Below are 15164 nucleotides of genomic sequence, written 5' to 3' on the forward strand. Positions count from 1 at the left end.
CCAGATCTGAAAGTCTGCTCAGTGCCAACAGCGGACGTTATGCTAATCATTGATGAGATGATTCGGTTGGAGCGTACGCTTAGCCAGTTTCTTTTTCAGAATGATAACCATGATTGGGAACCCTGATGCGGAAATTGCACATACCCCCAGCAACGTGTTCATATTTTGTGGTGCTATGGCGTGCCCAGGTAATAGAAAAGCTGACAGAAAAAATGCGACCGTTGTGATCATGTACATTATTGATGACTGCAATGAAGAGAATCCCGCTAGTTGCCTGTCATCAGGAAACTGAATGGTCAGCGCTGAGGAGGAAACCAGACGACTGTATGATGCACCGAGAAATACAGTAATAAATAGCCCCGCATGCGGATAGCCCAGAATGGGTATTAGCAAACTCACTATAAAGACGATGGTTGACCCTGTAGCCAGAACCAAAGCAGAGAAACGGGAAGTTAACGCGCCTGTCATTTTTGTTGACAGGTATCCTGCAATGCCCCCGGCGAAAAACAGCCATGGCAGCAGGTCTTGAGAGGCGCCCAGCAGTTGGGTCATTAATGGTACCAGAACAGGAATGATCAGCATCGGGCTAAATTGTACCAGCGCATTACTGGAAGCGAACAGCAAAGTATTAACGTCGAGTGGCAGTGCGTGGGGTGTGTCGAAAGAGAGTGGATCCGGAGGGATGATGGAAACAATCAGTGGCAATGCCAACAAACACAGCGTACTGATAAACCACAAAGCGACATGCCAGCCGTAATGAGCACACAAAAATAGTATCGCGGGCATTCCGACAATGCTTACCATCGAAAATGATGCAATGACCGTCGCCAACATTTTTCCGCGCAAGTTAGCCGGTGCGAGATTTATCAATATACTGATACCCACCCCCATTGTTGTGCCTCCTACCAGTCCTGCGCAGAATCGTAATGCAAGCAGAAGACTAAAACTGGAGGTGAATGTCGTCAAAAATGTCAGTATCCCCAGGAGTGCCATATTGACGAAGAGAAAACGTTTCTTATTGAAACGACCAATCCAGTAAAAGGCGATAATTCCCGAGAGGACTGCCCCGGAGGTGTACATGCCGGATACGTAGCCTGAGAATGATACGGGAACGACGAAGTCTGCTGCCATAAAAGCAAAAACAGGGTTGAACATCATATATTCCAGTGCATTCGTGAACTGGATAAAAGCCATGACAACCGCCATCCGGATGAGGGCTTTATGATTAAACGTTGTTGTGACCAGTGACATAGCAAGCGACCTGTGGATGAAAGATATCTGAGTTTAACTGCTATCAATGCGGCTCATTAGATGGTAAAACCGACACTTATTGTTATCATTTATGGGATAGTTTATGCGGCCAGCTCTTGATTTTAATACCCTGAAAGTTTTCATTGCGGTGGTTGAAAGAGACAGTTTTGTTGGGGCATCGAAAATCCTTGAAATGCCGACATCAAACGTGAGTCGTTGTATTTCTCAGTTAGAAGACAGACTGAATCTTCAGCTTATTGAGCGCAACACCCGACATATGAAACTCACCCAGGCGGGACACCTGCTCTATACCCGGGCGAAGCCATTACTGGAAGCGCTTGAGCAGACTGAAACAGAATTAACGTTGCGGCAAATGCAGCTCAAGGGGCCACTACGTATCTGTATTCCCAATGAAATAGGTCCTGCACTGCTGGGTTCTGTGGTTGCCGATTTTGCCTGCCAGCACCCGGATCTGGAAATTAGCTGTGTCACAAATTTGTCTGGTTTTGAATCCCTGCGAGACGACCTGGATTTAGCCATCATTGTGAGCCGTGGCCAACTGGATGACAGTGATTACATAGCCCGTCATCTGGTGACAATCCCTTGCACTATCGTTGCAGCCCCCTCCATCATTCAGCGTTATGGCATCCCTTCTCGTATACAGCAATTTGAAGAATTACCCTGTATTACCACGGTAAATGCACTTAAAGGTGCTCCCTGGCAGTTTATGAGTAAAAAGGGGGGATTCGAGACGATTAAGGTTAAAGGCCATTACAGGGTAAACAGCGGAGAGATGGCAGGATGCGCGGCGGTAGCGGGTGTTGGTTTCGCCATTCTTTCGAAACAGGCCTGCCAACCCTACATCGACGATGGACGGCTGATCGAGATTAAGTTTGAACAACCGCCAGCCCCACTTCAATTGTTCGCACTTTATTCTGACAGGCGTTATTTGCCAGCTAAAACGCGAGCGCTCATTGATTACATACAGCAGAATTTGAGCAATACATCCTTAGCAACCTAAGACTACATTAAACAGCCACAGAGAGTCCTGGTGTTACACTAATCTCTAAATGCACAATGTCTGCTACTCGCTCTTAGCTGACGCGGTTCCGCCCTGTGGACTGCTAAGTTCCTGAAGCGGGCTTTGCAAACACTACGTCGCGTCAATCAATGGGAAGCATATAACACCAATATGCTTTCCTGTTCCAGACTCAAACGAACTTATCCAACGCATCAGAACTGTTTCCTCAGTCATAACTAGCCACAGCAGAGAACACCGACTAAATAGGGTTCTAGTGGCGTTGGATAGGACTTCCTGTGGTTCTTGGGCAAACTTGTGTCTGTAAGCCATTCATATGAATTAAGCCTATTAGTTTGATGGGATTAGGCGCTCGACACGATTCAACAGATTGCCCCGCCTACCAGGCTTGGAAGGAGGCCGATAAGAAGGGAAATTGGCTATCTCATTCTTGAACGCTTTGTTGAAAAATGAAGCTGTTCACAGCCTGAAGTGAACATTTCCTATCAGAGAAATTTCCCGATCTCTATGAGGCATAACCGTGCTAGCTCTCACTAAATGAACAAATTCAGGTTGTTGCCACTTTCCATATACATTAAAGTATCTTATATATTATAAATATTTTATTTGCATAGATTGGGATGCATTCACGCCATCAATAAGGAAATATGAACATGGATGCGAGTGGCCTGCGGTTTACGTTAAGTGTGGGGAACCTGCCATCTAAAACCTTCGTGGTATCAGGTTTTACGTTGCACGAGCAATTTTCTGCCCCTTTCACGCTTGAACTGGAGGTTGCCAGTGCCAGCCCCAATGTGGAGTTCCGTTCAATTCTAGACAATACCGCCACGCTGACCATTTGGCGTGAGACAGAAGTACAGCGTATCGTGAATGGCATTGTTACTTCCGTCGAGCAAGGCGATTCAGGACTTCATCAAACACGTTACCGACTCAGTGTGCACCCCGCCCTCTGGCGAGCAGGATTAAGACAAAACTCCCGCATTTTTCAGCAACAGGGTTTTCTGGAAATTCTTGAAACCTTGATGAAAGAAAATAAGATCAGTGACTATGCCCATGCTTTTCGCTACAAGCATGCACCCAGAGAGTTTTGTGTTCAGTATAATGAAAGCGATCTGGATTTCCTTCATCGAATGGCGGCAGAAGAAGGCATCTATTATTTCCTCGAGCATGAGAATGACAGGCACACGCTGGTCTTTGCCGACGATAACATCATCGTGAATGAAGGGCCGACGCTATCCTACTACCCAAATCAACAACAAACCTCACTCGATGAACCTTGCATTACCACCTTCAAGCGCCGGGAAAGTCTGCGCCCTTCAGAGGTATTGCTGAAAGATTACACCTTTAAAAACCCCTTGTGGGCCGCTGAATATCGCGATCGCGCTCGAGATGATGAACATCAGTCAGCGGAATATCTGCATTATGATTATCCTGGCCGCTATAAAGACACCGGTCCAAGCGGGGAAAAGTTTTCCCAATGGCGCATTCAGGCACTACGTAATGATGCCCATCAGGGCGAAGGGGCTAGTAATTGTCCTGCTCTACAACCCGGTGTGCGCTTTACCCTAGAAAACCATCCACTGGACACACTGAATACAAGCTGGCAAGTCACCCAGGCTATCCATAGCGGGCAACAACCCCAAGCTCTGGAAACTGTATCGGGAGGGCAAGGCACAACCATAACCACTCAGTTTGCGTTTATTCCCAATAATCAGACATGGCGCCCACTTTCACGGCCAAAACCACGCATTGACGGAGCCCAGATTGCGATTGTCACTGGTCCACCCTCAGAAGAGATTTATTGTGATCCTTATGGTCGGGTCAAGGTGCGTTTTCTTTGGGATCGTTCAGGGAAAGACGATGATACCAGCTCCTGTTGGATACGGGTATCGCATCCCTGGGCGGGGCCTCGTTGGGGGATGTCGGCCATTCCGCGCATTGGTCATGAAGTGATTGTTGAATTTTTAAACGGTGATCCTGATCAGCCGGTGATAATCGGCCGCACCTATCATGCCAACCATCTGCCTCCTGGTAATTTGCCAGGCAGCAAAACCCAGATGTCGATCCGTTCAAAAACCCATAAAGGCGAAGGATTTAACGAACTGCGTTTTGAAGATGAAAAAGATAATGAAGAAGTCTTCGTTCACGCACAAAAAAACATGGCAATACGGGTGCTCAATTCGAAAGACGAACGGGTGAACTACAACCGTAGCAGCAGTATCGGGCATGATGAAGAACTGGTGGTTGCCAACGATCGAAAAGTGACAGTTGAAGGTAATCAGGATCAGAAAATCACCGGTAACAATCTGGTGATGACGGAAGGCGACCGAGGTATACAGGTCAAGGGCGATCTGGCACAGAAAGTTAGCGGCGTGTTCAGTGTGGACAGCAACGGCGATCTGACGCTACAAAGCAATAGCAAACTGACGCTGAAAGTGGGTGGAAGTTTTGTTGTTATTCATGCCGGTGGCGTGGATATCAAGGCCCCCTCAATTAATCTGAATTCTGGTGGTAGCCCTGGTGATTTACTGACCCCAGCCAGCCCGGCAGTTTTAAAAGCAGCGGCGCTTGCAGGTTCAATGTTTGTCGCACATTGCCCACTGAAGGATAGCTAAGGTATGGAAGAACATAAACTGTACGCTATTATTGACGGTGCGTTAGAAGCCGATCTCCAGCTTATGCTCGAGCGTTATAATCCCCCGCACTGTTGTCTGTATGCCGAGCCGGTGCAACCGGAACTCCTTGAGCTTGCTCCCTGGTTGGTTATGGTCGATCAGCAGGTTGAAGCCTGGCTGGGGACTCGCGAAACGCCATGGGGAATTTATATCTATTCAAAGGCCAATATAAAATCGTTGCGTCAACATTTACGCAAATATTTACACGTATTGCTCCCTGATCAGGAAAACCAGTCTATTTCCGTTTTTATGATCCACGTAATATCTGGGATTTTCTTAAAGTATTATCTGACTGGGATGTACATACCTTCTTGGGACCTATTACTAAAGTCAGGACATTATACAAAGCGGTTGAACGTGAAGATGACTTTTCGGCGATACGCGAACCATTTCCCAATGATGCAAAGTCGGGAAGGAAAATGCTGAAAATAACCGAGGCGCAGTACGGGGAAATCAATGCATTTGCGGAGAAGAGATATATTAACGTTCTGGCTTCAGATGTTGAGGCGTATTGGCTGTCAGGTCAAGAGGATATCGCTGAAGATGAGGACGATGACATCTTTAAAAGGATACATAATGGCACTTACTTCGATATAATAGATGAGAGCCCTACTATTTTCATATCGAAAAAAACGGCATGCAATGAAAAAAGGGATGCTTATTCCTTTGCTACCAAGTGCTTTTATTTCTGCAAGGAAAATACTATTACTGATGATCATTCAATAAGGGCAATGGTTCACCTTCTTCTCAAAAAAAACATCTCTACTATCGATATGATGCCTGATGCATGGAAAAATAAACTTACAGAAAGTCAAGCACCAGGATATTACCGGGTAGAATCTTTAATGCTCAGGGAATTAGGTGAAATCCCTGATGTGGCGCATTTAATCAAAGGAAGATAATATGGCCCGTTCTGTCGATGCAGGAACAGCCTGCGCAACCTGTAATAACCCGGACCCATGTATTCATGAGGTTGCGCTGGATTTTGATAAACAGCATCAAGTCTGGCCAGTCAAGCAGATGCTCTCGATGGATCTTCTGGATAAAGGTAAGGGGGCATCCGGCAGTATTAATATAACAACAAAGTGTAAAAAGGCAACTTCTCATACTGCTACACTTGAGAGCGTGAAATTTTCAGAAAAGATCCCACTCAACGCGAGTCAGGCAGTCACTTTGTTTTATAAGGATCAGAATCAGTCGCTGGTAGCAACCATGCCTTCAATCTGGTCATATTTATCTAATATTGCCAATCCAACTGATTTGTTCAATGACGGTAAACGCTATGATTTAGTCGTTAATGGCTGCGAAGGGAGACGTAATTACGCAACGCTCCGTGTTTTTCCTTCAGTGGAGTTTACCTACTCGGTTGCTTTTACGTATGCCTTTTCTCATAAGGAACGTACGATTAAAGAGCGCCGCGATGAACAGATAAAGGCTCGTCAAGCCATGGAGAATGTTAAACCGAAAAATGGTAACAAACTCCGCGCTGGCTGGGAAACGCATACTGATAAATTCAGTCTGACACAAACCACAGCTCTGGAATTTACCTATGCGCTTATAGTTCAGGGCGAGAATTACTCAGCGAAGTATGCTGAAAAAAACAAAAATAAATCCACAGCCAAGACACTGGATGCGATCTCTCGTATTGATAAATTATTGAGTAATAGCCAGAAATATCTTCTTCCCGCACCGAAATCAACCGGGACACAACAATATACCATCGCCGAGTTGAAAGTAGATCCGATGAACGTGGGGGTTGCCTATGCCTATTCAAGATTGGATACGGTCGCTAGCAGCACACATTTTATTGGTTTTAATGCAGCCCCTTTTTTGGGCCTGACAGGTAAATTGGACCTACTCCAACTGGCTGCGGCCTACTGTAAAATTGATGCGTTTGCCGATAAATGCCGTCAGGCACTGAAGCGCAAGAATGCCGGGGATAAAAATTATCTTGAAATTGAATGCTGCATCTTGCTGAAATGCACCCTCTCTTTCCGTTTTGGTGCTGCATTAAAACAGCAGATATGGACGTTTGACGCCGGTAAAAACAATGACCTGAAATTTAGCCTGGAAGGTAAGGTAAATGCGGCCTTTAAAACCAAGGTGATGATTATGGAGGTTTCACTCAATGCGAGTGGAACCTTCAAAACCGCCGCAGGTTTTAAACTGGATCAGCATGATAATGGTATCGATTTGGTGGGCTACCATGATGGTATCTTGGCTGAGGTGGAGTTTAGTGCTGATGTTAGCTGGGATAAATCAGGAGCACCGGTACAAAGTAGCAACGCGAGGAACATAAAAAAGAAAAATAAATGGGTGATAGCAGCCCCGTTAAAAGAGAGTGAGTCCGCTCTGCGGGTGAATTTGATCGGCAAAGAGAGGCCGATCGTCAAGCCTAAAGTGATACCAGGCGAACCCTGGGCCATGGGTTCTAACCCTAAAGGGAACACTCCACCCAAGCCGAATAACGAGCCTTGGGCAATGGGTTCCAACCCAAAATGGAATAAATAAACCGCAAAGCCGTGTTTAGCGAAAAGAGAATTAAGATGAGATTACCTAAATTAGCGTTACTATTATCAGGAGTGATGATGACATTAACTGCCAATGCGGAAGAGCCACGGTTGTATATCCGCAGCCTGTTTGATATCGAATATGCCTTTTGCGCCATCAAAACCAACGGGGTATTGGGTATGGATAATCGTAATTCGGCGCGCGAGGGACGCGGCTTTGGTACCTCCAGCACCGCAGCCATGCTATTTCTAGAAAATGGTGAAAATGAGATCAGCCTGGAGTTTGGTGCTTTGGGCTGGTTTAACGAAAAGGCTATGTCAGAATCAGAACGGGAGCTGTTTAATTCACAAGCGGGTTGCAAACTAGAGCTGACGGCAATGCGTGGCAACAAAAGTGAGGTACTGAGTGCAATTGAAGTAGGTATAGGCACGGATGGCCTGCCGGAAGCGAAAATGCCTGTGGATGAGCCGAAGTATAAAGCTATCAGCAGTTCAGTAGTTCGACAGAAAATACAGGCCGAGCATGTAATACCAGGACATAAGGATAGTGCTTATTTTAGTCCTGGTGAGTATCCAGCACAGATGGAACTGTATCGTTTTAGCCGTCAGGTCAAAGTCAGTGGACTTCCAGAATGGCCTTGGGTAAAGGCCACATCCTATACCGATACTCCAGAACAACGTAAAGGGTTAGAACAGGCTTATCTCAAAGTCTGGCAGGCTCTGAACAGTAAAGATATGGCAACTTTTCGTCAGCAACTGAAATTATCACTGGCGGCTTGGTCTTGGTCAACAGGGGAGACAGGAGATAGTATTTTTTCTGATCGTAAAATAAGCACTGATATCTATACCCCACATTTTAAAATGATCCCAATTAACTGGCAGGATTATGATGTACAGATAATGAATAATGGGCGTTTGGTTAGGTTGGTTAACAAGTCAGATCCTTCATACTCCCCTATATCTTATTATTGCGATGGAGATGGTTACATTGCTCTGAATACTATATCTCCAATATTCTCCGTAATTAATGGTGAATTTGTGTTAGTGATTTAACCATTAGGATGGATATTGATAATCAATACCCATCCGGATTGTTTGTTGGGAATAGTCTGAGGTAAAGGGCTAATACAAGGAGGTTAACATGAAATCATTGCGTATCGCTTTATTGTGTTTTACCTTGTGTATAGCACAAAACAGCGTCGCTGAAGATCCACGGTTGTATATCCGCAGCCTGTTTGATATCGAATATGCCTTTTGCGCCATCAAAACCAACGGGGTATTGGGTCTGGACAATCGCAATTCGGCACGACAAGGCCGCGGTTTTGGCACCTCCAGCACCGGCGCCATGTTAGCTATGGAGAATGGCGAGAATGAAATAAGTCTGGAGCTTGGTGCCTTGGGCTGGTTTGATAAAAAAGTTATGTCAGTGTCACAACGCGCTCAATTTAACCCACAGGCAGGTTGCAAGCTGGAGCTAACGGCAATGCGTGGCAACCAGAGTGAGGTTTTGAGCGCTATTGACGTTGGTATTGGTAAAGATGGCTTTCCGGAAGCGAAAGCTCCAGCAGATGAGCCCAAGTATATGACCATCAGTGGGCCAGTGGTTCGACAGAAAATACTGGCCGAGCAGGTAGTGCCAGGGCATAAGGATAATGAATATTTTAATCTATATAAATATCCACCGAAGATGGAGGTTTATCGTTTTAGCCGCCAGGTCAAGATCAGTGGTTTGCCGGAGTGGCCTTGGGTCAAGGCCACTCCCTACACCGATATCCCAGAGCAGCGTAAATTGTTAGAACAAGCTTATCTCCAAGTCTGGATGGCGATGGATAATAAAGATCTCTCCACTATCCGTCAGCAACAGAAAATAGCATTAGCGGCCTGGGCTTGGTCAACAGGGGAAACGGAAGAAAGTATCTTTGCTGATAGCGGAATAGGTGACGATACAAATAACCCCAAGTTTGAAATGATCCCAATTAACTGGCAGGACTATGATGTACAGATAATGAACAAAGGGCGCATGGTGAAACTTGTTAATAAATCAGACCCTTCAGTTTCGCCACTATCTTACTATTATGATTCTGATGGTGATATGACTATGAGCTCTACATCTCCAATATTCTCATTAATGAATGGTAAGTTTGTTCAAGTAATTTAACTAATGAGGTGGGTGTTGATTATCAATATCCATCCTAATTTTTCCACAAGGAAAAACCAAGATAAAGGGATGCTACAAGGAGGTTAAATGAAATCATTGCGTATCGCTTTATTGTGCTGTGTCATGGGCATAGTGCAAAGCAGCATAGCCGAAGAGCCAAGGTTGTATATCCGCAGCCTGTTTGATATCGAATATGCCTTTTGCGCCATCAAAACCAACGGGGTATTGGGTCTGGACAATCGCAATTCGGCACGACAAGGCCGCGGCTTTGGTACCTCCAGCACCGCAGCCATGCTGTTTCTAGAAAATGGTGAAAATGAGATCAGCCTGGAGCTTGGTGCCTTGGGTTGGTTTGATAAAAAGGCGACATCAGTTTCAGAACGTACCCAGTTTAACCCACAGGCGGGTTGCAAACTGGAGTTGACGGCAATGCGTGGCAGTAACAATGAGATACTGAGCGCTATTGAAGTAGGTATTGGTAAAGATGGCCTGCCGGAAGCCAAAGTGCCTGCGGACGAGCAGAAGTTTAAAACCATAAGCGGGCCAGTGGTTAGGCAGAAAATACCGGCTGAACAAGTGGTACGGGGGCATAAGGACGACGAATATTTTAATCCATATAAATACCCATCAAAAATGGAGGTTTATCGTTTTAGCCGCCAGGTCCAGATCAGTGGACTACCGGAATGGCCTTGGGTCAAAGCGACTGCCTATACCGATACTTCAGAACAGCGCAAAGGGCTAGAACAAGCTTATACCAAGATCTGGCAGACACTAAACAATAAAGATCTAGATACCTTCCGTCAACAACTGAAAATATCATTGGCGGCTTGGGCTTGGTCAACTGGTGAAACGGAAGAAAGTATTTTTGTTGATCGAGGTATGAAATCTGATATCCATAACTCACAGTTTAAAATGATCCCAATTAACTGGCAGGATTATGATATACAGATAATGAACAAAGGTCGTCTGGTAAGATTAATCAATAAATCAGATCCATCAATTTCGCCACTGTCATACTATTGTGATTCGGATGGAGATTTAGTTATGAGGTATATATCTCCAACATTTTCGTTAATAAACGGTAAGTTTGTATTGGTAATTTAACCAACAGGATGTGTATTGATAACCAATACACATCCTGATTTTTCTGCAAGGAAGAATTATGATAAAGGGCTGCTACAGGGAGGTTAAATGAAATCATTGCGTATCGCTTTATTGTACTGTGTCATGGGCATAGCGCAAAGCAGCATCGCTGAAGAGCCACGGTTGTATATCCGCAGCCTGTTTGATATCGAATATGCCTTTTGCGCCATCAAAACCAATGGGGTATTGGGTTTGGACAATCGCAATTCGGCACGACAAGGCCGCGGCTTCGGTACCTCCAGCACCGCAGCCATGTTAACTATGGAGAATGGCGAAAATGAAATAAGCCTGGAGCTTGGAGCCTTGGGGTGGTTTGATAAAAAAGCTATGTCAGCATCAGAACGTGCCCAATTTGACCCACAGTCGGGTTGCAAACTGGAGTTGACGGCAATGCGTGGCAGTAACAATGAGGTATTGAGCGCTATTAAAGTAGGTATCGGTAAGGATGGCCTGCCGGAAGCCAAAGTGCCTGCGGACGAGCAGAAGTTTAAAACCATCGGCACACCAGTGGTTAGGCAGAAAATACTTGCTGAACAAGTGGTACGGGGGCATAAGGACGACGAATATTTTAATCCATATAAATACCCTTCGAAAATGGAAGTTTATCGTTTTAGCCGTCAGGTCAAGATCAGTGGACTGCCGGAATGGCCTTGGGCTAAAGCCGCTCCCTATTCCGATACCCCAGAACAGCGTAAAGGGCTAGAGCAGGCTTATCTTCAGATCTGGCGGGCCATGGATAATAAAGACCTCGCCACTCTCCGCAAGCAACTGAAATTATCATTGGCAGCTTGGGCTTGGTCAACAGGTGAAACGGAGGAAAGTATTTTCGTTGATCGCGATATGGTTTCTGACATTCATAACTCGCAGTTTAAAATGATCCCAATTAACTGGCAGGATTATGATGTACAGATAATGAACAAAGGTCGCATGGTTAGATTAATCAATAAATCAGATCCTTCATTCTCACCACTTGCATATTATACAAATGATGATGGTTCTATGAGTATAAATTTCATAGCTCCAATATTCTCATTAATAAATGGTAAATTTTTGCAAGTGATTTAATCCGTAGAGTAGGTGTTAGTTATTAATACCTACCCTTATTTTTACAAGTAAAGAGGAAACTAACATCATGGGCAATGCAGTTAAACTTGGTGATCAAGATACCGGCCACGGTAGTCATCCACCGACTCCAGTCGTAACAGGTTCTTCAACCGTTAAAGTTGATGGTTCTCCATTAGCTCGACAGGGTGATGCTTTAGCTTCTCATGGGCATAATCGAACTATCAGTGGCGGATCATCCAGCGTATTTATTGACGGGCAACCTGCTGCTCGTACAGGTGATGCGGTTAATTGTGGCGGTGTACTGATTGGTGGGGGTAGCGTTAACATTGGGTAGTTGGACTATCCCGTTTGAAACGAGTTGTTACCCCAAGTGCGGCTACAAGTCGTTTCAGCGGGAGAATCGGGCCAGCAAGCGAGACAAAACCATCAATGCTATAACTGTGATGAGGGATTCAATCGTTTGTGTGGAAATATACCCGCACGCCCTTGTTGCTCCCACCCTATTCGGCAAGGGCTTGGCCGATACTACTTTTGTACCAAACTTCGGTGCTGTTCCAGCTCATAATCAATAAATGCGTTAATCATCGTACGGTAAACTTTTTCAATAATGTCTTCGGGGAGTCCGACCACAGCGGCTTCTACCCTGACCTTATCAATGACCCTCTGAACCCTGTCGGGCGCACGAACAGCATCCTGATCTTTTTTGAATCCAGCAGCTGCCTTCACCAACCGGCCACGTTCGGCAATGAGTGAAACAAGTTGGGAGTCGATGCCATCTATGGCCTTTCTCACGTCTTCGATAGAAGAAAAATGCATTCACGTACTCTTTAGCTAGTTCAAAAGTACACGCTATCATAGCTATCGATGACTGTCCTACCCTTTTTAAGATTCCTATCGGGTCCTGCTGCCTTTGCCACATTCGCCTATAGAGAGGTTGAGCAAGTCACATAGGTTACGCCGTCTAACGGGAAACTGAATAAATTACCGTTTCCCAGGTAAACATAATGCCGTTCGTTACCGGCCGCGGTAAGTTCCCTCCCCCAGTAGTTACCCATAAACCAACCGTTAGAGTATCGACTCATGCTGCCCCATTCATTCCATAATCTGGCATTGGCATCCCGGTTGGCCCCGGTCTGGGCTATCGGGGTTCGGTCTGTCATCTCACTATAGCTCGGCACCGCGTAGCCTCCCCCTTGGGAACTGCACCACGCGGCAGCCTCACTGGGTTCCATAAGGAAGTGGCTATTATTCCTGAACCAGCGGTTGACGGTAAATTGATAGGTTAACGTTGAGCCATTGCCTGTATGTTCGGCCGTAATGGTGACCCGATTATTAGCCGATGTAGGTTCTTGATTAAAGCTCACATTACCGCTGCCATCCACGCTGGCCCAACTCTGATCGCTACTCCAGCTATAGGAACTGTTCCCGGCAGGATCCTCGCCAACCACCAACTGAAATTCCGCACCGGTAAAGCCTGTTTTAGGGAAGCCATCATCAGCCGAGAAAGAGGCGCCGTTGGCCAAGATATGCGTCATCTGCACGTCATCAAAAAACGCAACGTTGACGGTAGCAGAAACACCATTGGCGGTGGTAGCAGTGACATCACTATTGACGGCAGTGTCACTGGTCAGAGCTATTTTTACCTCACCGTTGCTGTCCGTAACGCCACTGGTAGCCAGCAGCGTTACGCCGTTGGTCGCAGTGAAGTTTACCGTTTCACCCTCAATACTGTTGCCATGGCGGTCTTCGACATAGACCACCACATTATTATCGTCGATACCATTGGCCAGCGCATTGTCCTGGGTGACTTCCGCATGCACAACCTCCACTGGGCCGGCAACAAACAGTGTATTGACCGTCTGAGCATCATCATCAATCCTGGCCGTTACCTGAGTGGTACCTGCAATCACATTCGTCACATACGCCGTTGCCTCGCCCCCAATTCCAGTTTGCGCACTGGCCGAAATCGCGCCCATATTATCGGCATCGAAAAGCACCGTTGCGCCCACAACAGGTGTACCGTCCAGATACTGAACGGTAGCATGTACGGTGTTCACCGCCAGCCCATCGGCAACCGCCCCCAGAGGAGACTCGGCCCATACCAGGCTGGAAAGCATCCGCTGCCACTTGATATTGATAGGGTTAGGTAGCTGAACCGGCAGCCCCTCACTTGGAATGGTAATATCGGGATTGGTTTGAGGGGTTACGATCACGTTCAACGCACTGCCCGCCAGGATGTTGCTGAGCTCCAGAGTATAACTGGGGCTGGTTGCCCCATTAATGGCAGCACCGTCCAACGTCCACTGGTAGGTCGTTCCCTGTTCCGCATCGCCATCCACATCATTGAAGGAGGATGTCACGGTAATCACCTCCCCGGCCCGCGGCTTGACATTGTCTACCGAGAGCGTAGTGGTCGGTGGCCGCCCGTGGACTGGCTGGGTAGATTGCTGGACAGCCTGCACCACCTGGCTCATCACGACGATCAGAACCAGTAATATCCTGAATACAAAAACCTTAAAGATATTATTGCGATGCAACATCCAGCGTATCCATCATACTGATTTGTTAAACCAACTGGCCCAGGCACACCTTAAGCATGCCTGGGCTGACTCTTGATTACTGAGCTGCAGGGTTGCTGACAACTACCTGAACTCTCAGTCTCTGGTCTGTCCGTACAGGGGTATATGTGCTGCTTGTTGCCCCGCTTATGTTGCTGTAAGTATTTGTTCCCTGGCCAGTTTCAAGCTGCCACTGGTAGGTCACGCCATTACAGGTACCACCCGCACAGGTTGCTGTCGCAGTCAGAGTAGAGTCAACCTGTGGATAGCCACCAACTTCACCGGTAACCGTCACGCCGGTGACTGTCCCACCAGCAATAACTGTCAAGGTATTGGAGGGAACCACTAAACCCACGGCCGGATCGGTAATGGCCGGGTCGGTGTGCGGAGTCACTAACACGGTAATAGCTTTGCCCAAGTCTCCGGCAACAATGGTGTAGGTATTATTGGTCGCTCCTGCAATATCTGCACCATCAGCCTGCCATTGGTAGGTTTCCGGTATCGCCGTATCACCATCCGCATCGCTGAACGCCCCTGCGGTACCGACACTCAAGGTATCTCCGATATCGATCAAACCGTTGCCACTGGCATTGTCAGAAACGATGGTGCTCTGCGTCACTACCGGGGCCCGCCCTCTTACGGTAGAAGTCGGGCTGGAGGTCACCGCCGACCAGGCAGAACCGACTATCAGCATGCTGAGCAACATTCCCGATAGCAAAGGAACCAGCCCTCTGCGTGAGCCAATCTTGTTGTTCATTGTTTTCT

The 15164-nt window shown here is 46.7% G+C and carries 14 protein-coding genes; 10 read left to right on the top strand and 4 right to left on the bottom strand.

The window, feature by feature from the left end:
* Positions 1–42: 42 nt before the first annotated feature.
* Positions 43–1251: an MFS transporter gene (locus D9980_RS11865; protein WP_121607391.1), complete on the bottom strand. Its 1209-nt coding sequence runs from the start codon at positions 1249–1251 to the stop codon at positions 43–45.
* Between the two features lie 103 nt (positions 1252–1354).
* Here D9980_RS11865 and D9980_RS11870 point away from each other — a divergent pair, with 103 nt between their 5' ends.
* The 10 genes from D9980_RS11870 to D9980_RS11915 all read left to right on the top strand — a co-directional run bounded on the left by D9980_RS11870 (position 1355) and on the right by D9980_RS11915 (position 12175).
* Entirely contained in the window at positions 1355–2272 is a 918-nt protein-coding gene (locus D9980_RS11870) for a LysR family transcriptional regulator (RefSeq protein ID WP_121607392.1), read from the top strand.
* Positions 2273–2943: 671 nt separating this feature from the next.
* Positions 2944–4905, top strand: coding sequence for a type VI secretion system Vgr family protein (locus tag D9980_RS11875; RefSeq protein ID WP_121607393.1), 1962 nt, complete (start codon positions 2944–2946; stop codon positions 4903–4905).
* A 3-nt stretch (positions 4906–4908) separates the two neighbouring features.
* Positions 4909–5391, top strand: coding sequence for a DUF4123 domain-containing protein (locus D9980_RS11880; RefSeq protein WP_121607394.1), 483 nt, complete (start codon positions 4909–4911; stop codon positions 5389–5391).
* Positions 5385–5867 (top strand): hypothetical protein, encoded by a 483-nt coding sequence (locus D9980_RS11885; RefSeq protein ID WP_121607395.1) that lies wholly within the window; start codon positions 5385–5387, stop codon positions 5865–5867. Before D9980_RS11880 ends, D9980_RS11885 begins: the two co-directional genes overlap by 7 nt.
* Before the next feature lies 1 nt (position 5868).
* Positions 5869–7476, top strand: a complete 1608-nt coding sequence (locus D9980_RS11890) for a hypothetical protein (RefSeq protein WP_121607396.1) — start codon at positions 5869–5871, stop codon at positions 7474–7476.
* A 35-nt stretch (positions 7477–7511) separates the two neighbouring features.
* Positions 7512–8528 carry a hypothetical protein gene (locus tag D9980_RS11895; RefSeq protein WP_121607397.1) on the top strand — a complete coding sequence of 339 codons (1017 nt, stop codon included), beginning with the start codon at positions 7512–7514 and terminating at the stop codon, positions 8526–8528.
* Between the two features lie 88 nt (positions 8529–8616).
* Positions 8617–9633, top strand: a complete 1017-nt coding sequence (locus tag D9980_RS11900) for a hypothetical protein (RefSeq protein WP_121607398.1) — start codon at positions 8617–8619, stop codon at positions 9631–9633.
* Positions 9634–9720: 87 nt separating this feature from the next.
* A complete protein-coding gene (locus D9980_RS11905; protein ID WP_121607399.1) occupies positions 9721–10737 on the top strand; it encodes a chorismate pyruvate-lyase family protein in 1017 nt (338 codons plus the stop codon).
* Positions 10738–10824: 87 nt separating this feature from the next.
* Positions 10825–11841 (top strand): hypothetical protein, encoded by a 1017-nt coding sequence (locus tag D9980_RS11910; RefSeq protein ID WP_121607400.1) that lies wholly within the window; start codon positions 10825–10827, stop codon positions 11839–11841.
* 67 nt (positions 11842–11908) lie between these two features.
* Positions 11909–12175 carry a type VI secretion system PAAR protein gene (locus tag D9980_RS11915; RefSeq protein ID WP_121607401.1) on the top strand — a complete coding sequence of 89 codons (267 nt, stop codon included), beginning with the start codon at positions 11909–11911 and terminating at the stop codon, positions 12173–12175.
* A gap of 191 nt (positions 12176–12366) precedes the next feature.
* Here the strand turns inward: D9980_RS11915 and D9980_RS11920 are convergent, their stop codons facing one another.
* The 3 genes from D9980_RS11920 to D9980_RS11930 form a co-directional block, all read right to left on the bottom strand.
* Positions 12367–12657, bottom strand: a complete 291-nt coding sequence (locus D9980_RS11920) for a chorismate mutase (protein WP_121607402.1) — start codon at positions 12655–12657, stop codon at positions 12367–12369.
* A 107-nt stretch (positions 12658–12764) separates the two neighbouring features.
* Positions 12765–14381 (bottom strand): Ig-like domain-containing protein, encoded by a 1617-nt coding sequence (locus D9980_RS11925; RefSeq protein ID WP_121607403.1) that lies wholly within the window; start codon positions 14379–14381, stop codon positions 12765–12767.
* A gap of 76 nt (positions 14382–14457) precedes the next feature.
* A complete protein-coding gene (locus tag D9980_RS11930; RefSeq protein WP_024485204.1) occupies positions 14458–15156 on the bottom strand; it encodes a ZirU family protein in 699 nt (232 codons plus the stop codon).
* Positions 15157–15164: the final 8 nt, after the last annotated feature.

The sequence above is a fragment of the Serratia sp. 3ACOL1 genome, from assembly GCF_003668775.1.
GTDB lineage: Bacteria > Pseudomonadota > Gammaproteobacteria > Enterobacterales > Enterobacteriaceae > Chania > Chania fonticola.

Excerpts from the sequence above, each read along its gene's own strand:
- D9980_RS11865 (WP_121607391.1), bottom strand. The coding sequence starts at position 1,251 with ATGTCACTGGTCACAACAACGTTTAATCATAAAGCCCTCATCCGGATG.
- D9980_RS11870 (WP_121607392.1), top strand. The coding sequence starts at position 1,355 with ATGCGGCCAGCTCTTGATTTTAATACCCTGAAAGTTTTCATTGCGGTG.
- D9980_RS11875 (WP_121607393.1), top strand. The coding sequence starts at position 2,944 with ATGGATGCGAGTGGCCTGCGGTTTACGTTAAGTGTGGGGAACCTGCCA.
- D9980_RS11880 (WP_121607394.1), top strand. The coding sequence starts at position 4,909 with ATGGAAGAACATAAACTGTACGCTATTATTGACGGTGCGTTAGAAGCC.
- D9980_RS11885 (WP_121607395.1), top strand. The coding sequence starts at position 5,385 with ATGCTGAAAATAACCGAGGCGCAGTACGGGGAAATCAATGCATTTGCG.
- D9980_RS11890 (WP_121607396.1), top strand. The coding sequence starts at position 5,869 with ATGGCCCGTTCTGTCGATGCAGGAACAGCCTGCGCAACCTGTAATAAC.
- D9980_RS11895 (WP_121607397.1), top strand. The coding sequence starts at position 7,512 with ATGAGATTACCTAAATTAGCGTTACTATTATCAGGAGTGATGATGACA.
- D9980_RS11900 (WP_121607398.1), top strand. The coding sequence starts at position 8,617 with ATGAAATCATTGCGTATCGCTTTATTGTGTTTTACCTTGTGTATAGCA.
- D9980_RS11905 (WP_121607399.1), top strand. The coding sequence starts at position 9,721 with ATGAAATCATTGCGTATCGCTTTATTGTGCTGTGTCATGGGCATAGTG.
- D9980_RS11910 (WP_121607400.1), top strand. The coding sequence starts at position 10,825 with ATGAAATCATTGCGTATCGCTTTATTGTACTGTGTCATGGGCATAGCG.
- D9980_RS11915 (WP_121607401.1), top strand. The coding sequence starts at position 11,909 with ATGGGCAATGCAGTTAAACTTGGTGATCAAGATACCGGCCACGGTAGT.
- D9980_RS11920 (WP_121607402.1), bottom strand. The coding sequence starts at position 12,657 with ATGCATTTTTCTTCTATCGAAGACGTGAGAAAGGCCATAGATGGCATC.
- D9980_RS11925 (WP_121607403.1), bottom strand. The coding sequence starts at position 14,381 with ATGTTGCATCGCAATAATATCTTTAAGGTTTTTGTATTCAGGATATTA.
- D9980_RS11930 (WP_024485204.1), bottom strand. The coding sequence starts at position 15,156 with ATGAACAACAAGATTGGCTCACGCAGAGGGCTGGTTCCTTTGCTATCG.